A 24,648-nucleotide genomic window follows, 5' to 3' on the forward strand; every position below is an offset into this window, starting at 1 on the left:
GAATTAATCATTAATAGAGAGGTCTATGCTGACATTCAATCTCTCCATCTCAACATTACACTAACCTGACTTTTCAGACGGACAAACATGACATATAACACTGTCGATTGGCCCTAACCTCATAGCCCCATCACATGCGCGTTATCGCACAAGAATGCCACAGCACTGGCGTGTGACACTCTTGATCATAAATTATACTTATATGATTTAGATCATCACTCTCTGAGCATAAACGCCCTATGCTATGCACCAGTCTTTTCACACAGAGAAGCACTGAACACTAAGGAGAGAACATGAAAGCGGGTGGAGTAAACGTTGTTCCCGGAATTTTGTCGGTCGTTTTAACCTTAGGACTTTGGTTTGTCGTCCCCATTCCTGATGGCGTTTCAGTCAATGCTTGGCATTTATTGGCGTTATTTGTCGGCACCATCGCGGCCATTATTGGTAAGGTCATGCCCATTGGCGCTATAGCGATTTTAGCCATTACGCTAGTAGCTTTAACCGGTGTAACCAATGATTCCCCATCCGGTGCCATTAAAGATGCATTAAGCGGCTTCTCTAACTCGCTCATCTGGCTCATTGGTATCGCAATTGTCATTTCTCGGGGGTTATCAAAAACAGGGCTCGGTAACCGTGTAGGTTATTATTTTATTGCGCTTTTTGGCAAAAAAACCATTGGTGTAGGCTACGCACTGGCTTTGTCAGAACTCATAATTGCCCCGGTAACACCCAGCAATACGGCTCGTGGTGGTGGTGTTATTCACCCTATCATGAAGTCTATTGCCAACAGCTTTGGCTCCTCACCCGAAGCGGGCACCTCTCGTAAGATCGGCCATTATCTGGCACTGGTAAACTATCATATTAACCCTATCACATCGGCTATGTTCATTACCGCCACGGCGCCTAACCCATTGATTGTCAAGTTTATTGCAGACGCCACAGGTGCCGACATCAGTATTACATGGGGAACCTGGGCGCTCGCCGCGTTATTGCCTGGTTTAGTATGTATCGCGTTGGTTCCGCTGGTGGTATACGCCGTCTACCCGCCTGAAATTAAAAACACACCTGACGCAAAAACCTACGCTCAATCAAAATTAACCGAAATGGGCGTCATGAGTTACGGTGAGAAAGTAATGGTATTCGTGTTTACACTACTATTATTACTGTGGGCAGGTGTTCCGGCCTTTTTGTTTGGTGATGACTTTATCGTCAACACCACCGCAGTCGCTTTTTTAGGATTGTCCATTTTGCTTGTCACCGGGGTGCTCAGTTGGGAAGATGTGCTCAAAGAAAAGTCCGCATGGGACACAGTGGTATGGTTTTCAGCTTTAGTGATGATGGCGACCTTTCTTAACAAGCTTGGATTGGTCAACTGGTTCTCTTCAGTCGTAGAAAACAACATTGAGCATTTTGGCTTTGATTGGCCTATTTCTGTGATGATTCTAGTCGCCATTTACTTCTATACGCATTACTTTTTTGCCAGTACCACCGCACACATTACCGCTATGTTTGCAGCCTTCTACGCGGCCGGATTAGCGCTTGGGGCACCACCACTCTATTTAGGGTTGCTGCTCGCCGGCGCGTCGTCACTGATGATGTCTTTAACACATTATGCTACAGGTACCTCGCCAATCATCTTTGGCTCTGGTTATGTGTCGATGGAAGACTGGTGGCTCATGGGCTTTATTATGAGTCTAGTTAATTTGACCATTTGGGGCTGCGTCGGTGGACTATGGTGGAAACTATTGGGGTTTTGGTAATAAAACACATTGTTTAGCGCATTTGAATAGCGCCATATTTAAGCTCATACAACGGAAAAAGCTCGGCCGTTTGACCAAGCTTTTTCGTTTTATCATTCTTAAGCAGGCTCTTGAATCCCCTTTAGAACCGACAATAATCCCTTAAAATCACTGAAAAGATGATTGGGTTGATGGACGGCTAAATCTTCATCGTAGTTATAGCCATAAGTTAAGCCAATACTGTCCATGTTGGCGGCTTTAGCAGCCAGAATATCATTTTTAGAATCACCAATCATGACGCATTGATCGACCGATACCTCAAACCATTTGCACGCAGTATACAGTGGCAATGGGTGAGGTTTTCGCTCTGCAAGCGAATCGCCCCCTAAAATGAGCTCAAAGATCCCTGATAAACCTAACCCATCTAATATTGGTGCAACAAACTTTTCCGGCTTGTTGGTAATAATGCCTAAGCGATAGCCCTGTGCTTTAAGAGCCAGCAAAGTGTCTTTCACATTCCCATACAGCTTAGACTTATCACACACACACTTCGCATAAAAGTCTAAGAATACCGCCAACGCGTTATCCACCAATGTCTGAGGCAATTCGGGATCGACGTCTTTATCTCCACTTAAGGCACGTAAAATCAAGGTCAGAGCACCATTACCCACCCAATTACGAACTGTCGCTTCAGGAAACGGCTCTCGACCTAAATGAATAAGCGTTTGGTTAACCGCAGCGGCTAAATCGGGCGCACTGTCTACCAGCGTGCCGTCCAAATCAAATAACAATACTTGTTTATCTTCTAAAATCACGCTAGCTCTCTACGATTGAATACGCTGATAAATAAAAAGGGATGCAAAAAAGCCCTTTCGTCCTATTTACCAAGGTAACACTTCACCATTGGAATGCCAAAAAGTCCCCGAGTTCTCAAGTGTTAGTTCTTCGATACGTTGTGCCAAACGCTCCGCAGCTTGATCGGGTGTAATATCACCGAAACCACCAATCATTTGTGTGCCGACTAAGCCAGGATGCAAAATTGCCACCGCGACACCATGCGGTTTTAAGTCGTGTGATAAAGACATGCCAGCAATATTAAGAGCGGCTTTTGACATGCGGTAGCCGTAGCGGCTACCGCTGGTATTGTCTGTCACAGACCCCATACGACTGGTAATCAATGCCAGTTTCGCACGCGCACTAAACTGTCCCATCAATGCTTCAGTCACGGCCAATGGCGCCAAAGCATTTGTCTCAAACTGACGCCGCACCGAGGCTTTATCAATGGAACCCAATTTTTCGTTTTCCAAGATACCCGCATTGTTAATCAACAAATCAATTTCGACGCCATCTAAGGCTTCAACCAGGTGTGCAATACCCGATTCTTGTGTGACATCAACGCCATCAATCACCGTGACGCCCAATGCCTTTAACTCGGCACTGGCATTGCGACAGGCCGCATAAACATGATAGCCACGCGACTGATAAAGCCCCGCAAAAGACAAACCAATACCGCGACTGGCTCCCGTAATGACGACATTTTTAGCAGACATAAAATTACTCGTTATTTAAAATAGATAGGCGTTATCTGGGGGCAATAAAAGGAAGATCAAGGTAAAATTTTGGTCCAATAAAGCACAGCGTAGGACTGCGCCTACGCTGTGCTTTATCTTGAAAGTCATATGCCAAATTAGTAAGGCTGGTTAACGCATCATCAAATCAAGTTCATCGACGACTTCAGCCCAATCCGCATCTTCGTCTTTCATTTGCTTAAGCATTTGAGCTTGAGACTCAGACCACATTGGCGCTTGCCAAAGAAGCACACCTTGTGGAATAGAATCATTCTCAGAAACAAAAGCTTCAATTCCCTGCTCTGAACTATCTAATCCTAACTGATCAAACAACGCTTTTAACGAATGTTCGTGAGTTTCCATGTTCGCCTCCAAAAAATTGTTTTTCGTTCGAAAATCGCTCATTTTATAGCCTATAAGATTAAAAGCTCAGAGGCTATGGTTTCTTAGAAAGAAACGCCTACAAAGAAATTGATCAAATCAACTGTCTATTTTTTGCACACTTCGTATTCCTATCCTAAGCTAAGTTTTAACCTGCTTTTATATCAACACTCGCAAGCAAAGGATCTGATCATGCGTCTACATTCTATTCGAGTAAAAGTTATGCTTCCCATCGTATGCTTAGCATTAGTTCTAGTAGGATTATTCGGGTTTATGATGCTAATAAGCTCCTTCCAATCTAACGCAATGAGAACCCAAGCGGAACATTACTTCGAAGCCATATCAGAGGTTCTAAATGCCGATAGAGATCTATACCAAGCTCGACTAGCCCAAGAAAAACTCATCACGGGCGAAGGGGATATTTCTCAAAATAAAGCGACATTTTCTGAAAATGCACAACAAGTTTTTGATCGTTTTCAACTTTATCGAAACTACTTAAAAGATGAGCCTAAGGAGCTGGTTGAGCCATTTAGTCATTTTGATCAGCTGTATCAAGAATGGATCAATCGAAGTAAAAATTTAAGCTTCGCCAGTGATTCGCTAAAAAAACGCTCTGACATTGTCCTTGAAATTGAGCAGCAGTTTTCAGTACTTCGAGCGATACTGGATGATGCAGGCGAGACGCTCAGACAACACACTCGAGACTCAGCAGATGACACAACACAAGCAAAGCTTGAAAGGCATTTAGAAGCCATATCTGCAGTCTTAAATGCCGATCGAGATCTGTACCAAGCACGGTTAGCTTTTGAACACAGTCGCAATGGCTTGGTTCCTTACAGTGAAGCGAGTAAAAACTTTCACACTAACGCGGCACAAGTCATCGAACACTTTAATGAGTATCGTATCTATTTAAAAAGCGAACCCAAACTAATCAATAAATACTTAAACTTTGATATGAAATTTAATGATTGGTATCAGAACAGCTCAGACTATATAGCAAATCACGTAAATTCTACCTCATTGATCAACTCTTCAGAGTTTTCAGAAGTCGAAGATAGCTTCATTGCAATACGGAAGATTCTGGATAATGCTGGGGCGAAAGTACAAAACTACTCTCGTCAAATGGAGAAAAATACTAACCAGCAACTTGCTAATTACCAGTCCATTGCAATTGTTGTCATTAGCATTGCCTTCATTTCAGCTTTGATATTTGGCTACATTGTGCCGCTTCGTTTGACTCGTAACATCCAAAACATCAGTGAACGTATTCGAGAAATCGCAGAAGGCGATGGCGATCTGACTCAGCGTATTCGATCTTCTTCTAAGGATGAACTCGGCGACCTAGCGCATGAATTTGATGGTTTTGTTGAAAGCCTACAGAAGATGATCATCAATATAAGTGAGCAATCACATTCTCTAGGTTCAATGACCACACATTTAAAATCGGCTTCTGACCAAACCGAAGACATCGTCAATGCTTTAGTAACGTCGTCAGAGTTTATTGTCAGTGCCGGTCATGAAATGAATATGTCGAACCAAGAAATGTCGAGTATTGCGAGCAATGCAGCTAAAGAAGCGACTGATTCGAATCGATTAACAGAGCAAGGCACCAAAGCCGTTCATGCTTCACAACACGCTGTTTCGACGCTCGTAAAAGAAATTAAACAAGCATTAGCTCACTCAGACGAGCTGGAGAAAAACTCAGAATCCATATCTTCCGTACTAGAAGTTATTCGCAATATTGCGGAACAAACCAATCTTTTAGCGCTTAATGCAGCAATAGAGGCCGCTCGAGCTGGCGAGCAAGGTCGAGGCTTTGCCGTTGTTGCCGATGAAGTGCGCACCCTAGCCACACGAACCCAAGACAGCACTAATGAAATCGAAACCATGATTGCGCAACTTAAACGAAGTGTTAAAGCATCGTCCCAATCGACTCAAAATAGCCGCGACAATGCACTCGCTACCTCTGAAAATTTCGACAAAGTCATCAGCATTTTTGAGTCTCTGCATGTTTCTTTTACCAAAGTAGAAACGATGGCGGCTCAAACAGCCCAAGCCACCCAAGAACAATCTCAAGTGGCCAATGATATCAATGAAAGTTTGGTCTCATTAAAAGACCAAACCGACGCAGTACAAGAGGTTTCAAACACGATCAATCATCAGTCAAAAAATATATCTCAGCTTTATCAAGCTCTGCAAAACCATGTCAGCAGCTTTAAAGTGTAAGCTTTGTTCTTGCTTATGAATATTTATGGGGTTGGCTACTGACTATGATTAACATAGCGAGCCCCTATTCAGAGTCGCCTTTTCAAGCAATGCTGTATTCAAGCATGCTATTTTCGACTGACTGTAACAATATGGGCTAAATTCGATGGGCAAAGTTGACCAACTTAAGGAGGCATTCATACCTTAGTTGGCCTCTTTTTCCTGTTACACACATCACTAAAACGGGGCAATACGCCCAATGAAAGTGCGATATCTTGTTAAGTAGCCCCATATTGAGATATTTGTTGTCATTAAAGCGACTGACCGCCTATTACTTAACGCCCATACATATTAAAATTGCTCGCAGCTTTACTCTTCTCGTTAAGGATCTTTAATGACTTTGTCTACCAGCTACCCAAGCAACGTCGTCGTTGTTAGCAACTCTTCTGATAACCCTTTTGCCATTGATGTCGCCTATGCAATGGGCCAACATGAAGACATCGCTGATATCATCAGTATGAAGCACTTTATGAACTCCGAGTTCTGCCCTCGCTTCATTTCTGACGAAGCCGACTTCGATAACATCGGACGCAAGCTAAAAGGTAAATCAGTCATCATTGTCAGCACGACCAGCCATGTGCAGAGCCGCCAAGAGCTTGCCATGACAAACTTCATCATTGCCCGTGCCGCCAAAGAAAACGGCGCCGAGCGTGTGATTCTCGTAGAACCCGATCTATTCTACAGTGCACAAGACCGTGGCCCTGATAAAAACCTTGGTAAGACAAGCTTTGAGCGTGATGTGAAAGACATCAAAAAGTTTGATGGACAGCCGTTCACCGCTAAACTTTACGCTCAAATGTTAAAGTTCTCTGGCGTTGATACCGTCATGACGATCCACAACCACTCAGATTCTGTTCAGCATATCTTCAATGAAGTGTTTGATGGTGACTTCCACAACCTGATTCCATACGAAATCTACGCCCACTATCTACTGAACTCAGATATTTTAAGCTACGGCGAAGATGGCGAAGGTCTAGTATTGTGTGCGCCAGATAAAGGTGCCCGTGACTTCGTTAAGCAAATGTACAACACGCTTGGTTTGACGAAAGCGAAATTCATTATGCTCGATAAAGAGCGTACAGCAGAACGCAAAGTTGAAATCACGCTGCACAAAGAAAGTGAGAATACATTTGAAGGCCTAGACGGTGCCAGCATCGTACTGTTTGATGATATGGTTCGCACCGGCTCAACCATCATCAAGTCTTGCCAATTCTTGAAGCAAATAAACCCAGAGCGCATGGTCTTTGCCGTGTCACACTTCTACGCCAGCAATGAAGGCCGTGAACGTATGGCGCACCCTGCACTGGGTGAAATTTTAACATTGAACACTCTCCCTACGATCTTAAACCGTGATGAACAGGGTCGCCTACGTAAGAAAATCGTCGTGTTGAAAGTAGAAAAATGGCTCGCTCAAGAACTGTGCAATATTCTGGGTCTACCGCAAGCGCACGAACAAAATCCTTACAAGATCGACATGTCATCTAAGAATCCGCGTTTTAAACGTAAAATCTGGCACAGCGAAGAGCTAGAAGAACTTAACAAGCTCGGTAAGTAGTCAAATAAAGCCAGTCTTAGACTGGCTTTATTGTTTCTAGAATATGTTCAAAGACTAAGCCTTTGACTCCAACAATACTCTGAGTGACGTAGGAAACAGTATTCGTAGCTTTTAGGTGATCGTTTTTACCAAGGTACTTCGAGAAAAACAATTCCCAGACCAATGACAGTCAGCGCTATGGGAAATAACCAACTATCTTTGAGTTGCTACTTAAGCAAACCAACGAACTATGAGGCTAGATTATGTTAATGACTTTCCAGTGCAACGCATCCGCCGACATTACAATGTTTGGCTCAGTAGGACTGAAAATGGTAACGATGATGGGACAACCTGAAACAAAGTCAGGTGCGATTAAAGCAGAGAATATCCCACATGCTCTAGAACAGCTAAAAGCCGCCGTCACGCATGAAAAAGAAAATGATCAATCGATGAAATCGAATAACAATGCTGAGCAAGAAGAGCCAACTGTAAGCCTCGCAACCCGTGCCGTCCCCTTGATCGAGATGCTCAACGCTGCGATTCAGGAAGATTGCCCAATCATGTGGCAGTGCCAATAACCACTTCCCCCTTGAAGAAGTACTGTCCGTTGAAACCATAAAATCCAGTCTTAGACGGGATTTTATGGTTGTCATTTGGCTCTATTAAACGTTCTAAAGCCAAGCTTCCATTTCAAACTGTTTATAATGTTTTAAGCTTTACGTGGATTTCCATTTCAAGATAGCCATCCGCTCTAACATCATTTAGATAACGTTCCATCATTGGAAAGTCATCTGGCTCAAACCCACTTTCAGGCAACCAATTAGAATACAAGCTAAGTTGAGCTTGTATAGCATCTTCAGGCGCCCCTTTATAATATAGTACCGCATATTTTCCTTTGGGTATTTCAGAGGATATAAATGGAGACTGAACAGAAACCTCATCACCAATGACGATCGAAGCTGTATAACGGCATTTATCAATTGGGGTGACAATTGGGTTGTCAAACGCCAAGGCAAAACGCTTTTGTTCATCCTGCTGTATGCCATGATTTGTCGCCCAATCTATCAGTCTATCCCAAGCAGAATAGATGGCATCAAGTTCATAGCCTCGCTCAGAAGCCAATGTACATACACGTAAACAATCAAGTTCTCTTACTTCCACATTCATCTTTGTATCCTTTATGTTGTAATTCATCACCTCATTAGTGATACGAGCAGGATACAAATCTAAAGGGCTAAACTCTTTTCCATACTTGCTAGAGATTTTTCCAATCTTGCTATTTTTAATTTTGTCAGGGTTTCGTATCTCAGACGGACTGAAGCCAAAGTGACGTTTTATTGCTTTTGAAAAATTGGCTGTTGACGAGAAGCCGTTTTCTAAAGCGATCTGCGTAACCGATAATTCAGTTCTAAAGATCAATAAATTGGCAGCACACTCAAGTCTACGTCTAACGATGTAATCATTGACCGTTTCACCAACCATACCGGTAAAAATTCGATGAAAATGGTAGTCCGAGAAATGACTCACACTTGCAACGTCAGCCAGCGAAATTTTATTCGCTAGATTGCTTTCAATGTATTGAATTGCTCGATCGATACGAGCTTTGTATTTTTTATTCATATTAGACACATAGACGAATGAAAATCTAGCTCGCGCTTAAGTTCGTCATCAATGGACACAGCAGTATAATCACTTCGCTGATTTGAGTAGAAACTCATTAGTATGTCTCTGATATATTGTACTTTTTCATGAATGCACTGGAACTGAAGCACCCAATAAGACTTCCTGAAGCGATGGAAAATGCAACAATAAAAATAATCGCTTTTGAAACATCTCCTACGAAGATGTTACCGCCAAATAAATACGCCATTACTGACAACGCGAAGACTAAAAAAGTATATTTATTCACAAGGAAAAACCATGGTATTTCAAAAGCCCAAAGCTCGCTTCGACCTTGAAACGTAGATAAGCCTCCAAATACATACAGTACTGAACCAGCAACAGCCAACAGCAATACGACGCAAACGTAAGGAAAGAAAGCCTTACCTTCCAGCAGAACGTAGCCCATACGCAACGTAAAAGAGAAAGCCGCTACCCATAAAAGAATCACTGGCCCAATTATTAGTCCCATGCACCCTCTCCAACTTTAATGTCCTTTAAAATAGACTCTATTTTCATCCTCCCTCACTTCTTTGTCTAGATGTGCCTCTTTTTTGACGTATGCTAGATACGATATACACTTACTGTACCAAGCATTCAGGACATCACGGATGAAGATTGTTCTCTTTTGTCTCACTCTTATAATTATGTCGATCAAGGCATACGGTATAGACAGGTCTGATATAAATGGCGCGTATCTTAACGAGCCCTTGCCCACATGGATTGAAAACGAGCCCATTTCACCTACGGAAGCATTGAAGCAAGTCTATTTAACTGAGCATTATCCTACTAGTGGGTTCTCAGATAACGCTTACTGGCATAAATTGACATTCCCAGCCTCTGGACACAGTAATGCTACAACGTACTACCTTAAAGCCAGTAACTTTATGATCGATGAGCTTAATTTTTATCTGTTCCACGGAACGAGCTTAGTAAAGGAGTGGGCAAGGGGCGATCGTCAGGCTTGGAATGACAATGAAACTTACGAAGGTATTTGGATTCCCATTACCTTGGACGCCAATAAAAAGACCAGTTTACTGATTCGCCGTAGTAGCAGTGGCCCTATTCTATTGCCCATTGCACTGTATGATCAGAGCGTGATCTATCAAGCCAAAAAACAGCAAAATACTCTGTGGGTCATGTCGCTGACCGCGTTAATCTTGTTGCTTGGCTACAACATTCTGATCTATCTACTGACTCGTGAGCGATCGTTTTTCTATTACGTATTGTTCAATGCTGGATTGATTTTGTCTCTCGGGTTTGTCTTAGGGTTTAGCCGCTACTTAGTGCCAAATGATCGGGTACATGAGTGGCTTTCGGTGAATATTTTAACGCTGCACTCAATATTGCTTTGGACCGTGTGCCGTTTTAGCCTCAGCTTCCTCAATATTGAAAAGCACCACCCTTTCTTCTGGACTCATCGCTTTAAAATGGATGCAATTTTTGCCGCTTTAATCGTGATCAGTGGTTTGCTTGAAGAAAATAAAATGGCGCCGATTTTTCTAGCTATGCAAATAGCTGGCTCTGCGTTGTGTACTTACTGGGCATTTTATACAAAATCCGTTCATACCTTAGCAACACGTCTGTACTTGTTTTCGTGGAGTATTTTTATCTTAGGTGCGCTGACTGGCTCCCTCATTTATTGGGAACTGATGCCCTACAACAGTTGGACAGAATACGCGTTTTTATTGTCGTCCCTTTGTCAGTTACTAGGGTTTTCGTTTGCCTACAGCGCTCGCATTAGACAGCTCAACGAAGACCGACACTTTACGAACTTAACCGATTCGTTAACGGGGCTTCCAAATCGCCAGTTCTTACTCACAGCAATGCCGTCTTCATGCCGTCCCATAGACGACAAAAGCAATGCTGATTGTCTTGTATTGATCGTTCTGTCTGGCCACCACTCTTTAATACAAGCGGTAGGGCCAGCAAAAGCCGATCTTGCTGTAAAACAAATGTTTATTAACATCAACCGAGCACTCATGCCTATGCACGAGGTGCAAAACATACCTTGGCAAGAAGACAGCAAAGTAAAGCTTATACGAGCCAGTACCAGTAATGGCGTGTTTGTTACTGCGTTACGCAATGTCGAGCACATCATGCCTAAATTAATGCCAACACTGGAGAAAAGCCTATCGATTGAAGGATTAGAATTTTCCTACCCCATCAAAATCGGGATCGCCACCTTTTCAGAAAGCGCGAATACGATTGAGAAGTTATATCAAAATGCGCAGCTAGCGGCCGAAGTGAATCAGCATAGTCATGATGATTGGAGCATGTTTAACAAACACATGAAGTCTGATCATAAACACCACTTACATGTACTGTCGTTACTCAACAGAGACCTTAAGAGTGGCCAACTGAATTTTGCGGTACAGCCACAAGTGGACCTAAACGATCAGCGCATCATCGGCGCAGAAGTCTTACTGCGTTGGCATTGCAAAGAACTGGGGAACGTCTCCCCGGCACTTTTTATCCCGCTTGCTGAAAAGATGGGGCTGATTGTTAAAATCACCCAATATGTCTTTAACGCCGTTTTTTTGTGGGTAAGTGACAACCCAGATGTTATTAAAGGCCGGAGTTTGTCGATCAATATCTCCGCCAAAGATTTATTACAACCAGGTTTTTGCGACAAGATCGTTGAATTGAAACAACGCTACAAAGTCCCTGCTAATCAAATTTTATTAGAAGTCACAGAAACCGCGATCTTTGATGACAGCAGCGTTTTCAAAGCGAACCTATCACGTCTAAAAGAGCACGGATTTAACTTCTCGATTGATGACTTTGGTACCGGCTACAGCTCCATGCGCAATGTCATTTCACTCTCGCCCGTTGAGATAAAGCTGGACCGCATGTTTGTCAGCTCAATTGATACCTCCAGCATTAACCATATCTTGAGCGACTGCATCATAAACCTATGCCAAAAAACCCACGCTCAAAGCATCGCTGAAGGCATTGAAACCTACGAAGAAATGCAGACGGTGAAAGCGCTAAACTGCGAAATAGGCCAAGGTTACTACTTCCACAAACCCATGCCCCCTGAAGACTACTTGGTATTATTGAGAGAGAAGTGAGAGCAATGGACGTTAGATAGACGTAAAGTCTTTATTTGGCGTCTATCCTACAGGCAATAAAAAAGGAGCACCGAGGTGCTCCTTTTTAGGATCTAACCAGAAGTTAGAAGATTAGCCCGCTACAAAGCCGGCTTTTTCTTCTTCAGTGACTTCTTTGATCGATAGCTTGATACGGCCGCGTGCATCAACGTCTAGGACTTTAACGATTACGTCTTGGCCTTCTTGTAGAACGTCAGCCACTGCGCGGATACGCTCTTCAGCGATCTGAGAGATGTGTACTAGACCATCTTTACCAGGAAGGATGTTCACGAATGCACCGAATTCCGCTAGACGAACTACTTTACCTTGGTAAAGCTTGTCGATCTCAGCTTCTGCAGTGATTTCATGAATACGTAGCATTGCCGCATCAGAAGCAGACTTATCAGGTGCGTAGATACGTACGGTACCGTCGTCGTCAAGATCGATAGAAGCGCCAGTTTCTTCAGTAATAGAACGGATGGTTGCACCGCCTTTACCGATTACTTCACGAATTTTCTCTGGATCAATTTTGAATGTCGCCATAGAAGGTGCATTCGGAGAAACTTCTGGACGAGCGTAGCCGATCACTTCCGCCATTTCACGTAGGATGTGCTTACGTGCTTCCATCGCTTGAGATAGCGCGATGTCCATGATTTCTTCGTTGATACCTTCGATCTTGATATCCATTTGAAGCGCTGTGATACCTTCTTCAGTACCTGCTACTTTAAAGTCCATGTCACCTAGGTGGTCTTCGTCACCTAGAATGTCTGTTAGAACTGCAAAGCCGTCGTCTTCTTTGATAAGACCCATTGCGATACCCGCAACCGGTGCTTTAAGAGGAACACCCGCATCCATCATAGACAGAGACGCGCCACATACAGACGCCATTGAGCTTGAACCGTTAGATTCAGTGATCTCAGATACCACGCGGATGGTGTATGGGAATTCGTCTTCAGACGGAAGAACCGCTTGAACACCACGACGTGCTAAACGGCCGTGACCGATTTCACGACGACCAACACCGCCCATACGACCACACTCACCTACAGAGTAAGGAGGGAAGTTGTAATGCAGCATAAAGCTGTCTTTTGATTCGCCTGCAAGACCGTCAGCGATCTGTGCGTCACGGCTTGTACCTAGTGTACAAGTCGCAATGGCTTGTGTTTCACCACGTGTAAACAAAGCTGAGCCGTGAGTTTTCTTCAACATGCCCACTTCAACGTTGATGCCACGAACCGTTTTATTGTCACGGCCGTCGATACGTGGTTTGCCGTCGATTACGCGACGACGAACGATGTTTTTCTCAAGTTTAGAGAAGACACCTGTTACATCTGATTCAGAGTATGGGCCTTCTTCAGAAACAAGCTGAGCGATTGCTTTTTCACGCACTTCACCAAGTTTGGTGTAACGCGCCAATTTCTCAGAAATACCGTAGGCTTCTTCAATTTGATCCGCGTAGCCAAGTTTAACCGCGTCAACTAGATCAGCGTTTGCTTGTTCAGCAGACCATTCCCAACGAGGCTTACCAGCCTCTGCGGCGAAGTCATTGATCACAGAGATCGCTGTTTGCATTTCTTTGTGTGCGTAAAGTACCGCGCCAAGCATTTCGTCTTCAGTCAGCTCTTGTGCTTCAGACTCAACCATTAGGACAGCATCTTTTGTACCCGCAACAACCATGTCTAGTAGAGACTCAGAAAGCTCAGAGTTAGACGGGTTTAGTACGTAGCCAGTTTCATCACTGAAACCAACACGTGCACAACCGATTGGGCCATTGAATGGGATGCCAGAGATCGTTAGCGCTGCTGATGTTGCAAGCATTGCTGCGATGTCAGCGTCCAGATCAGTGTTAGTCGACATAACCGTACAAACTACTTGAACTTCGTTCATGTAGCCTTTTGGGAAAAGTGGACGGATTGGACGGTCGATCAAACGAGACGTTAGCGTCTCTTTTTCTGAAGGACGGCCTTCACGCTTAAGGAAACCACCTGGGATTTTACCTACTGCGTAAGTACGTTCTTGGTAATGTACTGAAAGAGGGAAAAAGTCTTGACCTGGTTTAGCCGTTTTAGAGCCAACCACGGTTGCAAGCACTTGCGCATCACCCATTGTACATAGAACAGCACCTGTCGCTTGACGTGCAATGCGACCTGTTTCTAGTGTGACTTCTTGATTTCCGTATTGAAACGTTTTTGTCGTAATACTCACTCGTATTCCTTAACTTATTTTTTGTAACTTTCTCTCAAAGACGTTCTTTGTTAGCCAGTACTCAAATGCATTCTTGCAGAGATAAAAAATACATTTGAAGTACAGGCTGTCTCTTGAGAGGCCTATAAGAAAAAAGGGCCATAGATTCTATGGCCCTTCTTCAGTCTTAGCGACGTAGACCTAGCTTTTTGATTAGGCTAGTGTAACGCGCTGCGTCTTTACGCTTAAGGTAATCCAACAACTTACGACGTTGGTTTACCATGCGGATAAGACCGCGACGAGAATGGTGGTCGCCTTTGTGAGACTTGAAGTGACCTTGTAAACCTTCGATGTTCTTAGTTAGCAATGCAACTTGAACTTCTGGTGAACCTGTGTCGCCTTCTTTAGTTTGAAACTCAGCAACCAATGCTGCTTTTGATTCTGCAGACAATGCCATAATCTTAATCTCCAATGTAATATGCTATTAAAAATCCAGGGTGGCCGAGCATATTTTCAGTCACTCTAGTAGCGAGGATTATAGCACTAATTCTTGGCTAACTCACTCGTATTTACCAGTCGTTGAGGCTTAATTTTGCCATTTTTAATGACCCCTAAGCCCATGAAAGCACGCGTGCCTTCAACGTATAAACGCAGCAACTGATCTTCGTCAAAACCACGGCTGTTGTCCAACAGTCTACCGAAGACTATATCTTTCGATTCTTGCAAAGACATGACGATCTCCGGTAAATGCAAAACGGCCGTGTCTGAGCCCATTAAGTTCTGATCAAGAACGTCTTCGCCCTGCTCTGCCAATGCCTCAAACTCTTCGATGCTCAGCATGTCTGCCGGATCATAATCCGCCGTTGACACACGATGAAGGGCTTTCAAATGCGCACCACAGCCCATCGCCTCACCGATATCTTCACCAATGGTTCTAATGTAGGTGCCTTTCGAACAGCTAATATCCAGCGTCAGAGTATTCTCTGTGCGCTCTAATACTGCTAGATTCGAAATGTGGACCTTACGGCGCTTACGCTCTATGGTAATTCCTTGACGAGCATACTCGTACAATGGCTTGCCTTCGTGCTTTAACGCAGAATACATGGGTGGGACTTGTTCGATGTCACCACGGAACTGATTAAGCAAACTTTCCAATTCATCATCGGTCAGTTGCGGCACAGGTTCGTTGCTTAAAACATCGCCTTCTTTGTCGCCGGTGGTTGTGCGTATCCCCAGTTCAATACAGGTGATATAGCGTTTATCGGCATCAAGCAGGAATTGGGAGAACTTGGTCGCTTCACCTAAACAAAGAGGAAGCATGCCAGTAGCAAGAGGATCAAGAGCCCCCGTGTGCCCAGCCTTAGCGGCACGGAACACACGACGGACTTTTTGTAGCGCTTGATTAGAACTCAGACCCAGAGGTTTGTTTAGTAGCACGACGCCATCGATGGCGCGCCATTGCGTTTTACCCATGGTAATCGCTTACTCTTCTGAATCTTTATTCTGGTCATTACGGACCGCTTCTTCGATCAAAGCAGACATACGTGCGCCGTTCACTACACTGTTATCGTAGTGAAAACGTAGATGTGGCATCACACGTAATTTTACTTCTTTCGCTAAGCGATGACGTAAAAAGCTTTTTGCACTGTCCAAAGCCGTTTGGTTTTCTGCCAAACGCTCTGCATTGTCGTCCAAACCTAGCACTGTGTAGTAAATATCAGCGTAGCCCAAGTCTTTAGCGACTCGGACTTCGTTGATGGTTACTATGCCAAGGCGTGGATCTTTCACTTCAAACTGTATAAGGGATGCCAGCTCTTTTTGGAGCTGGTCACCGATACGACTAGTACGACTGAATTCGCCTGCCATTATGTATCCCTATTAAAGTGTACGAGCGACTTCGATGGTCTTGAAGACCTCGATCTTATCGCCTTCTTTCACGTCATTGTAGTTCTTCACGCCGATACCACATTCAATGCCTTGACGAACTTCGTTAACAGCATCTTTGTAGCGACGTAGCGACTCAAGTTCACCTTCGTAAATTACTACGTTGTCACGTAGTACACGGATGCTTTCGTTACGGAAAACCGTACCTTCAAGTACCATACAGCCGGCCACAAGACCGAACTTAGGTGAACGGAAGACGTCACGTACTTCAGCAGTACCAACAATATCTTCGCGAAGATCAGGAGACAACATGCCGGATAGAGCCGCTTTCACATCATCGATGATGTTGTAGATGACGCTGTAGTAACGTAGGTCTACGCTTTCACGATCGATAAGTTGCTTAGCCGAGCTGTCCGCACGAACGTTGAAACCAAAGATTACCGCTTCAGATGCCAATGCTAGCGTCGCATCCGTTTCAGTAATACCACCTACACCGCTCGAGATGATGTTCACTTTTACTTCATCAGTGCTTAGATCGTTCAACGATTTGATCAAAGCTTCTAATGAACCGCGAACGTCCGCTTTCAATACGATGTTCAGAGTACCGACTTCGTCTGCACCCATTCCTGAGAATAGGTTTTCAAGCTTAGCAGAGTGCTGACGTGCGAAGCGTACTTCACGGTATTTGCCTTGACGGAAGTTAGCCACTTCACGCGCTTTACGCTCATCAGCAACAACGATGAATTCTTCACCCGATTCTGGTGTACCGTCTAGACCTAAGATCTCTACAGGAATAGATGGGCCGGCAGACGTTACCGCCTTACCGTTCTCATCCAACAACGCACGTACACGACCCATTTGTAGGCCAGCCAATACGATGTCGCCTTTCTTAAGCGTACCATTTTGTACCAGTACCGTTGCAACCGAACCACGGCCACGATCAAGACGAGATTCAACCACCACACCACGACCCGGCGCACTTGGTACAGCCGTAAGCTCTAGTACTTCTGCTTGAAGCAATACTGCTTCTAGAAGTGCGTCGATACCTTCACCAGACTTAGCGGAAACGCCTACGAATTGGATGTCACCACCCCATTCTTCTGGTACCACTTCTTGTGCTACCAATTCGTTTTTCACTTTGTCGATGTCTGCGCCTTCTTTGTCGATCTTAGTCATCGCCACAACCATTGGCACACCGGCAGCACGAGAATGCTGAATCGCTTCAATGGTTTGAGGCATAACGCCGTCGTCTGCCGCACACACTAGGATAACGATATCTGTCGCTTGAGCACCACGTGCACGCATAGACGTAAACGCCGCGTGTCCAGGTGTATCAAGGAAACTTACCATACCGTGGTCCGTTTCTACGTGGTAAGCACCAATGTGCTGTGTAATACCACCAGACTCTGCAGCCGCTACGCGTGTTGTACGAATGTAGTCAAGTAGCGATGTTTTACCATGGTCTACGTGGCCCATTACCGTAACAACAGGTGCGCGTTTGATCGCTTCACCTTCGTAATCAATCGCTTCTAGCATGTCATTTTCGACAGCATTTTCATCGATAAATTTCGCTTTGTGGCCCATTTCTTCAACCACAAGTGTCGCAGTATCACGGTCAATTGTTTGGTTAATGGTTGCCATAGCACCCATTTTGAACATTACCTTAATCACCTCTGCTGCTTTAATTGCCATTTTATCGGCCAATTCAGCAACAGTGATGCTTTCAGGAAGTGCTACTTCGTGAATCATTGGAGCGGTCGGTTTTTGGAAACCGTGCTCTTGTTTTGAAGGTCTCTTAAGCTTGCGCTTACCGCCGCGACGAGAAAATTCATCGTCATCATTCAAAGAAATACGACCGCTACGCTTAGAGTCTGGCTGACGGCCACGAGCTTTTTCTTTATCACGAGCAGGTGCCGCAGCTTTCTTACCTTTCGGTGCTGGTGCACTTGGCTTAGATTCGCCAGGCGCTTGAGAAACCTTACGATTGGTTTTGGTCTCTTTCGAATTTTCCACGAGTTTATCCGCTCCCATATCGGAGTCGTTTGGCTCCGCTTGCTTTGTTGCTCGTTGTTCTGCATTACGTTCTGTGTTTAGACGTTCCGCTTCTTTACGAGCTTGTTCTTCAGCTTCAGCTTTTGCTTTGGCTGCCTGTTCGGCTTCAAGTTTAGCTGCTTCTTCGCGAGCTTTCTCAGCCTCTATACGTGCTTGTTCTTCTGCTGCGCGCTGCTCTGCAAGCAATTCTTGCTCGCGTGTCAACGCATCATCAGCATCCGGACGTTTTACGTAGGTGCGCTTTTTCTTTACAGCAACATTTACTGTTTTGCCACCACCACCAGCAGACAATGTGCTTTTGGTGCGACGCTGTAAAGTGATGCGTTGCTCACCTTCCGTCTCACCTGCATCGCCATGCTGACGTTTAAGATAGTTTAACAGTATTTGCTTCTCAACATCAGATACTTCTTGGTCAACACTCTTATGAGGCAAACCAGCATCTTTCATCTGAGTTAATAATTTCTCGACTGGCGTATTTACCAGTTCGGATAGTATCTTAACGGTTTGAACTGTCATTAAGTTCCCCCTTTTTACTCAGATTTCATTCAGATTCAGCAAACCATGGCGCACGCGCTGTCAGTATCAATGTCGCTGCACGTTTTTCATCCATTCCATCAATTTCGATTAATTCATCAACTGACTGTTCTGCCAAATCTTCCATCGTAACTACGCCTTTCGACGCTAGAACCAAAGCAAGGTGATTATCCATACCTTCCATTTCAAGCAGGTCTTGAGCAGGTTTTGCACTGTCTAGCTGCTCTTCTTCTTGTAGCGCTTGGTTCAATAGCGTTTCTTTAGCACGTGTACGCAACTCGTTTACTAAATCTTCATCAAATCCGTCGATGTCTAACATCTCTTCCATAGGCACATATGCAATCTCTTCAACAGATGCAAAGCCTTCTTCCGCTAGCTGAATCGCTAGGTCATCATCAATGTCCAAAGCAGACACAAACAGATCAATCAGCTTTTGTGATTCTTCTTGTTGTTTCGCTTCAGCATCTTCAGCAGTCATTACATTCAAAGTCCAGCCTGTCAAAGCTGACGCTAGGCGAACGTTTTGACCATTACGACCAATCGCTTGAGCAAGATTGTCACTCTTAACCGCTACATCCATAGCGTGTGAGTCTTCATCAATAACGATTGAGTCAACTTCTGCAGGTGCCATCGCATTGATTACTAATTGTGCTGGGTTGTCATCCCAAAGCACAATATCAACACGCTCACCGTTCATTTCGTTAGAAACCGCTTGCACACGTGCGCCACGCATGCCGACACAGGCACCGATCGGGTCAATACGACGATCGCTTGTTTTCACAGCGATTTTTGCACGAAGGCCAGGATCACGAGCCGCGCCACGGATGTCGATCACTTCTTCAGAGATCTCAGGCACTTCCAAACGGAATAACTCAACCATGTACTCAGGTGCCGTACGTGAAAGTACTAACTGAGAACCACGGTTGTCTTCACGAATCTCTAATAACAACGCACGAATACGATCGTTTAAACGGAACGTTTCGCGATTGATTAAATGTTCTTTTGGTAAAGACGCTTCCGCGTTCTCACCCAAATCAATAATCAGACTGTCACGAGTGACTTTCTTAACTTGACCATGAACAAGCTTGCCCACTTTGTCGCTGTACTGAGCCACCATTTTCGCACGCTCTGCTTCACGTACTTTTTGTACGATCACTTGCTTAGCAGTTTGTGCCGCGATACGGCCGAACGCTTCAGATTCGATTTCTTCTTCAAAAATTTCGCCAGCACCCAATGCCAGACCCATTTCTTCCATGTCATCAGTCGTCAATTCAGAATCTGGAGTAGAGTAATCTTCATCTACTACGATGTCCCATTGACGGTATGTTTTGTAATCACCAGTACGTTGGTCAATCGATACACGTACTTTGGCTTCGCCTTCAAAACGTCGTTTTGCAGCGCTTGCTAGTGCAGTTTCTACGGCCTCAAAAATCACCTGTTTAGGCACATCTTTTTCGTTGGATACCGCTTCTACTACCAAAAGAATTTCTTTGCTCATCCTTTTAGCCTCTCTCAAAGGTTGAATAAATTAAAACTGAGGAACTATGTTTGCTTTTTCAATCAACTCGATTGGCAGCAAGTACTCTTCGTTATCTACGAGCAGCACTACTTCATCACCTTCAATACTGGTGAGCTGACCTTTAAATTTGCGGCGACCATCAAACGGCACACGCAAGCGTAATGACACAACAGAACCAAGAAAACGTTGGTACTGGCTGAGTTCAAATAATGGGCGATCTAGACCTGGTGATGAAACCTCAAGGTTGTATTCGCCGGAAATAGGGTCTTCTACATCCATAATCGCACTTACTTGACGACTAACCGATGCACAAGCCTCCACATCAATACCTTCTTCGGAGTCTGTTTCAATGAAAACACGTAGAACAGAATCCTTGCCGTGAGATAGGTATTCGAGCCCCCAAAATTCAAAGCCTAAACCTTCAACAACGGGCCTGATAAGCTCTTCTAATTGTGTGAACTTAGTAGACAAATGACTTCTCCGATAAAAAGCGTAGAAACAAAAAACGGGCTCAAGGCCCATTTAACTGCAGTTCAGATAGCAAAAAACCCCATATAGGGGCCATCCAAACTATAAGATCTTCTCAGACCTTAATCTTACTATGTAACCATAATAAGACTAGGTTGGTTGCGGGAGCCGGATTCGAACCGACGACCTTCGGGTTATGAGCCCGACGAGCTACCAGACTGCTCCATCCCGCGACAACGAGAATACATTCTACTACAGGAATGCGTTACTCTTCAAGAAATGGTGCCGATGGCCGGACTCGAACCGGCACAGCCGTAGGCCACTACCCCCTCAAGATAGCGTGTCTACCAATTCCACCACATCGGCATAATCGTAGAGTAGATAATTAATCTACTGTAGGAATATCTTGACCACCTGTAGATTCTGCCGCGCTATCAAGCTCTGGCATTTCCACAGTTTCTTCAACTTGTGATGCTGTAGGAACGTATTCCAAACCACCACCAACTGTTTTGGCTTGCTCGCTAGCGAAAAACGCTAGACCAAAGCTCGTCAAAAAGAACACAACGGCAAACAGTGCAGTTAGTTTACCAAAGAAGCTACCGCCACCTTGACTACCAAATACAGTTTGAGAAGAGCCACCACCAAAGGAAGCACCTGCATCAGCACCTTTACCTTGCTGTATTAACACCAACCCGATAATAGCAACGGCCGCTAATACATGAACAACTAAAACTAAAGCTTCCATTTAATTTACTTCGCAGATTCTATAATCGAATTAAATTCTGTAGCATCCAGCGATGCACCGCCTATTAGCGCGCCATCGATGTCAGCCTGAGCAAATAGCTCAGCGCTGTTAGATGCTTTAACACTGCCACCGTATAAAATCGCAACTTTCTCTGCAACTTTTGAGGAACGTTTAGCAATGTTATCTCGAATACCTTTATGTACTTCTTGAGCTTGTTCAGAAGAAGCAGATTTGCCGGTACCAATCGCCCAAACAGGCTCGTACGCAATCACCACTTTTTCAAACAACTCAATGCCGATCTCTTCCAACACAGCATCCACTTGAGCGTTACAGACCGTTAAGGTTGTTCCCGCTTCGCGTTGCTCCAGTGTTTCACCAACACATAATATTGGCGTTAGACCCGCTTCTAGTGTCGAGGCTACTTTCCTCGCCACTTGAGCATCACTTTCTGCGAACAGAGAACGACGCTCGGAGTGCCCCAAAATAACATGAGACACAGAGAAATCTTTCAGCATTGATAAGCTGACTTCCCCAGTGAACGCACCTTTTGCAAATTCTGATACATTTTGCGCAGCCAACATAACCTCTGATCCAGTCAGAGATTGGGCTACCAAAGGCAAATATACATAGCTCGGTGCAACCACTACATCAACGGCATCATTGGCTTGAATACTTTCAACCAGTTCAACAACCGACTCTACTGAGCCATTCATTTTCCAGTTACCAGCGACTATCTTGCGACGTGTCATAGCGATACCCTTGATTTAGAGGCGCTTATTCTAGGTAATTGTACTACCTAGATCAAGCGCTATTTTTTGATTTTTGAGTTAGGAATCAGCCAATTGCTTACTCTTGTCTTGAGCAACCCGCTCAACTTCAGCTGCTAAATAGTCTACAAGCTCGTCAACCATTTCCTGATCACGACCTTCTACCATCACACGAATCAGAGGCTCAGTGCCTGATGCACGCAGTAAAACACGCCCAAGCCCATTAAGTTTTTCATTGGCCATTGCAATCGCTTTTTGTAACGCTGGCTCCTCTGCGGGCGCAAAACGCGCGGCTACTCGAACGTTTTTCAGCTTCTGAGGAAACTTAATTAAACCCTCTAATAACTCATGCAATGCTTTGCCTTCTTCTATCATGGCACGCAATACTTGCAACGCCGCAATGATACCATCACCCGTCGTTGTGATATCGCGACACACTATATGACCAGAAGGCTCACCACCGAGTACCCAACCGTGCTGAATCAGCTTTTCATTCACATACCGGTCGCCAACTTTCGCACGACTAAAGCCTATACCATTTTCAGAGAACGCCAACTCGAGGCCGAAGTTACTCATCAAGGTCCCAACAACACCGCCATTAAAACGACCAGTGTGCATAAGGTGGTTGGCGATAATATAAAGCACATCATCACCATCACAAACCTTGCCGAAGCGATCCACTAAGATCAGACGATCACCATCGCCATCTAACGCAATACCAATGTCTGCTTCTTCAGCTAAGACATTTTTACGCAGCAACTCAGGCTTGGTTGCGCCGCTGTCTTCATTGATATTCAAACCATCGGGATTGACGCCAATAGGAATCACGTCTGCTCCCAATTCGGAGAACACTCGAGGAGCAACGTGATACGTCGCACCATCCGCGCAATCTACAACAATTTTAAGACCCGAGAGCTGCAAGCCAATCGGAAATGTACCCTTACAATATTCAATGTAACGCCCAGCCGCATCATCAATACGCTTGGCACGCCCAATCAAACTAGACTCAACAACGACCATCGGCTGATCTAAAAAATATTCAATCTTTTCCTCAAGCTCGTCCGAAATCTTACCGCCCTGAGCAGAGAAAAATTTAATACCATTGTCCGTATAAGGATTATGTGATGCACTGATAACGATCCCAGCACTGGCGCGGAACGTTCGGGTTAGATAAGCGATGGCTGGCGTCGGCATTGGACCGACTAAACGCACGTCAGCACCCGCCGCTACGATGCCTGATTCAAGTGCCGATTCAAACATGTAGCCAGAAATGCGTGTATCTTTACCAATCAGGATTTTTTTATCATGCTCTTTGAACACTTGACCCGCTGCCCAACCTAGCTTGAGCATGAACTCTGGTGTGATAGGATCCTTGCCCACCTCACCACGAATACCGTCGGTACCAAAATATTTACGCATTTCGACTCTCTTCTATTTGATGCATCACTTTCAACATATCCACATGGGGCTTGACGTCATGCACACGAAAGATTCTCGCGCCTTTCATGTACGTCGATGCGTTTGCCCCCATTGTGCCATATAAGCGCTCAGAAACAGGCACACCAAGAATATCGCCAATCATGGTTTTCCGTGAAACCCCAATCAGGACCTCATGACCAAGATCCAGCAGTCGCCCAGTGTAATTCAATAACGTTGTGTTATGAATCAGGGTTTTACCAAAACCTATTCCCGGATCAAGAATAATATTCTCTTTATTAATACCCGCGGCAATTGACGCCTCGATTCGCGTTATCAGGTAGCGTTCGACATCGTCAATTAAATCGCTGTACGACGGTGATTGCTGCATAGTCTGCGGCGTACCGCGCATGTGCATAAGACACACAGGTAACGCCGTCGCTGCAGCCGCCTTCAATGCACCTTCACGCTCTAATGCACGTACATCATTAATCAAACCCGCACCAAGCGCAGCCGATCCTGTTATCACCGAAGGCGTACTGGTATCCACCGAAACGATCACATTAAAACGCGCTTTAATAGCCTCAACAACCGGAAGAACCCGATTCAGTTCTTCCTGCTCACCCACAACAGCGGCACCAGGACGAGTTGATTCTCCACCCACATCAATAAAATCAGCGCCATCGTCTATCATGCGCTCGGCTTGTTTTAATGCAGAATCTAAAGAATTGTGTTTGCCGCCATCAGAAAATGAATCGGGCGTTACGTTTAGGATACCCATAACGCGAGGAAGCGATAAGTCCAAAGACTTATCGCCAAAAACCATCACAGACATTGTTTA

21 protein-coding genes and 2 tRNA genes are annotated in these 24,648 nt (G+C 44.7%); 5 read left to right on the forward strand and 18 right to left on the reverse strand.

The window, feature by feature from the left end; all coding sequences use genetic code 11:
- Positions 1 to 293 precede the first annotated feature (293 nt).
- Positions 294 to 1,760 carry an anion permease gene (locus tag ACPUEK_RS17695; RefSeq protein ID WP_425641662.1) on the forward strand — a complete coding sequence of 489 codons (1,467 nt, stop codon included), beginning with the start codon at positions 294 to 296 and terminating at the stop codon, positions 1,758 to 1,760.
- Positions 1,761 to 1,858: 98 nt separating this feature from the next.
- Here ACPUEK_RS17695 and ACPUEK_RS17700 read toward each other — a convergent pair whose 3' ends face one another.
- The 3 genes from ACPUEK_RS17700 to ACPUEK_RS17710 all read right to left on the reverse strand — a co-directional run bounded on the left by ACPUEK_RS17700 (position 1,859) and on the right by ACPUEK_RS17710 (position 3,670).
- The gene (locus ACPUEK_RS17700; RefSeq protein WP_425641664.1) at positions 1,859 to 2,554 is read right to left on the reverse strand and encodes a phosphoglycolate phosphatase; all 696 of its coding nucleotides are present in this window, start codon (positions 2,552 to 2,554) and stop codon (positions 1,859 to 1,861) included.
- Between the two features lie 66 nt (positions 2,555 to 2,620).
- On the reverse strand, positions 2,621 to 3,289 hold the full coding sequence (locus ACPUEK_RS17705; protein WP_425641666.1) for an SDR family oxidoreductase: 669 nt from the start codon (positions 3,287 to 3,289) through the stop codon (positions 2,621 to 2,623).
- A 150-nt stretch (positions 3,290 to 3,439) separates the two neighbouring features.
- On the reverse strand, positions 3,440 to 3,670 hold the full coding sequence (locus ACPUEK_RS17710) for a DUF2789 domain-containing protein (protein WP_067032219.1): 231 nt from the start codon (positions 3,668 to 3,670) through the stop codon (positions 3,440 to 3,442).
- Positions 3,671 to 3,880: 210 nt separating this feature from the next.
- On the opposite strand from ACPUEK_RS17710, the gene ACPUEK_RS17715 reads away from it, so the two are divergent.
- The 3 genes from ACPUEK_RS17715 (at position 3,881) to ACPUEK_RS17725 (ending at position 8,065) form a co-directional block, all read left to right on the forward strand.
- Positions 3,881 to 5,914: a methyl-accepting chemotaxis protein gene (locus ACPUEK_RS17715; RefSeq protein WP_425641667.1), complete on the forward strand. Its 2,034-nt coding sequence runs from the start codon at positions 3,881 to 3,883 to the stop codon at positions 5,912 to 5,914.
- A gap of 373 nt (positions 5,915 to 6,287) precedes the next feature.
- On the forward strand, positions 6,288 to 7,508 hold the full coding sequence (locus tag ACPUEK_RS17720; protein WP_067216690.1) for a phosphoribosyltransferase family protein: 1,221 nt from the start codon (positions 6,288 to 6,290) through the stop codon (positions 7,506 to 7,508).
- Positions 7,509 to 7,750: 242 nt separating this feature from the next.
- The gene (locus tag ACPUEK_RS17725) at positions 7,751 to 8,065 is read left to right on the forward strand and encodes a DUF1840 domain-containing protein (protein ID WP_425641668.1); all 315 of its coding nucleotides are present in this window, start codon (positions 7,751 to 7,753) and stop codon (positions 8,063 to 8,065) included.
- Between the two features lie 121 nt (positions 8,066 to 8,186).
- On the opposite strand, the gene ACPUEK_RS17730 is transcribed toward ACPUEK_RS17725, so the two are convergent.
- A complete protein-coding gene (locus tag ACPUEK_RS17730; RefSeq protein WP_425641669.1) occupies positions 8,187 to 9,107 on the reverse strand; it encodes an AraC family transcriptional regulator in 921 nt (306 codons plus the stop codon).
- 97 nt (positions 9,108 to 9,204) lie between these two features.
- The gene (locus ACPUEK_RS17735) at positions 9,205 to 9,618 is read right to left on the reverse strand and encodes a hypothetical protein (RefSeq protein WP_067216694.1); all 414 of its coding nucleotides are present in this window, start codon (positions 9,616 to 9,618) and stop codon (positions 9,205 to 9,207) included.
- 139 nt (positions 9,619 to 9,757) lie between these two features.
- Here ACPUEK_RS17735 and ACPUEK_RS17740 point away from each other — a divergent pair, with 139 nt between their 5' ends.
- Complete coding sequence (locus ACPUEK_RS17740; RefSeq protein ID WP_425641670.1) at positions 9,758 to 12,220, forward strand: EAL domain-containing protein; 2,463 nt, start codon at positions 9,758 to 9,760, stop codon at positions 12,218 to 12,220.
- 111 nt (positions 12,221 to 12,331) lie between these two features.
- Here the strand turns inward: ACPUEK_RS17740 and pnp are convergent, their stop codons facing one another.
- The 13 genes from pnp to folP all read right to left on the reverse strand — a co-directional run bounded on the left by pnp (position 12,332) and on the right by folP (position 24,642).
- Positions 12,332 to 14,443, reverse strand: a complete 2,112-nt coding sequence (gene pnp, locus ACPUEK_RS17745) for a polyribonucleotide nucleotidyltransferase (protein ID WP_067032249.1) — start codon at positions 14,441 to 14,443, stop codon at positions 12,332 to 12,334.
- Positions 14,444 to 14,609: 166 nt separating this feature from the next.
- Positions 14,610 to 14,879 (reverse strand): 30S ribosomal protein S15, encoded by a 270-nt coding sequence (rpsO, locus tag ACPUEK_RS17750; RefSeq protein ID WP_067032253.1) that lies wholly within the window; start codon positions 14,877 to 14,879, stop codon positions 14,610 to 14,612.
- Between the two features lie 86 nt (positions 14,880 to 14,965).
- Complete coding sequence (gene truB, locus ACPUEK_RS17755; protein WP_082866112.1) at positions 14,966 to 15,895, reverse strand: tRNA pseudouridine(55) synthase TruB; 930 nt, start codon at positions 15,893 to 15,895, stop codon at positions 14,966 to 14,968.
- 9 nt (positions 15,896 to 15,904) lie between these two features.
- A complete protein-coding gene (gene rbfA, locus ACPUEK_RS17760) occupies positions 15,905 to 16,288 on the reverse strand; it encodes a 30S ribosome-binding factor RbfA (protein WP_067032259.1) in 384 nt (127 codons plus the stop codon).
- A gap of 12 nt (positions 16,289 to 16,300) precedes the next feature.
- Positions 16,301 to 18,874 carry a translation initiation factor IF-2 gene (infB, locus tag ACPUEK_RS17765; protein ID WP_067032261.1) on the reverse strand — a complete coding sequence of 858 codons (2,574 nt, stop codon included), beginning with the start codon at positions 18,872 to 18,874 and terminating at the stop codon, positions 16,301 to 16,303.
- Positions 18,875 to 18,899: 25 nt separating this feature from the next.
- Positions 18,900 to 20,390, reverse strand: coding sequence for a transcription termination factor NusA (gene nusA / locus ACPUEK_RS17770; RefSeq protein WP_067216712.1), 1,491 nt, complete (start codon positions 20,388 to 20,390; stop codon positions 18,900 to 18,902).
- Positions 20,391 to 20,420: 30 nt separating this feature from the next.
- Complete coding sequence (rimP, locus tag ACPUEK_RS17775) at positions 20,421 to 20,882, reverse strand: ribosome maturation factor RimP (RefSeq protein ID WP_067032266.1); 462 nt, start codon at positions 20,880 to 20,882, stop codon at positions 20,421 to 20,423.
- A 153-nt stretch (positions 20,883 to 21,035) separates the two neighbouring features.
- A tRNA-Met gene (locus ACPUEK_RS17780) sits at positions 21,036 to 21,112 on the reverse strand.
- Positions 21,113 to 21,159: 47 nt separating this feature from the next.
- Positions 21,160 to 21,245 (reverse strand) — tRNA-Leu (locus ACPUEK_RS17785).
- Positions 21,246 to 21,264: 19 nt separating this feature from the next.
- Positions 21,265 to 21,624, reverse strand: coding sequence for a preprotein translocase subunit SecG (gene secG, locus ACPUEK_RS17790; protein WP_067032268.1), 360 nt, complete (start codon positions 21,622 to 21,624; stop codon positions 21,265 to 21,267).
- Positions 21,625 to 21,629: 5 nt separating this feature from the next.
- Complete coding sequence (tpiA, locus tag ACPUEK_RS17795; protein ID WP_425641672.1) at positions 21,630 to 22,373, reverse strand: triose-phosphate isomerase; 744 nt, start codon at positions 22,371 to 22,373, stop codon at positions 21,630 to 21,632.
- A 78-nt stretch (positions 22,374 to 22,451) separates the two neighbouring features.
- A complete protein-coding gene (gene glmM / locus ACPUEK_RS17800; protein WP_425641674.1) occupies positions 22,452 to 23,810 on the reverse strand; it encodes a phosphoglucosamine mutase in 1,359 nt (452 codons plus the stop codon).
- Positions 23,803 to 24,642 carry a dihydropteroate synthase gene (folP, locus tag ACPUEK_RS17805; RefSeq protein WP_425641675.1) on the reverse strand — a complete coding sequence of 280 codons (840 nt, stop codon included), beginning with the start codon at positions 24,640 to 24,642 and terminating at the stop codon, positions 23,803 to 23,805. Before folP ends, glmM begins: the two co-directional genes overlap by 8 nt.
- Between the last annotated feature and the right edge of the window lie 6 nt (positions 24,643 to 24,648).

Origin of the sequence: Marinomonas gallaica, assembly GCF_049821165.1 — a bacterium.
GTDB classification, from domain to species: Bacteria; Pseudomonadota; Gammaproteobacteria; order Pseudomonadales; family Marinomonadaceae; genus Marinomonas; species Marinomonas gallaica.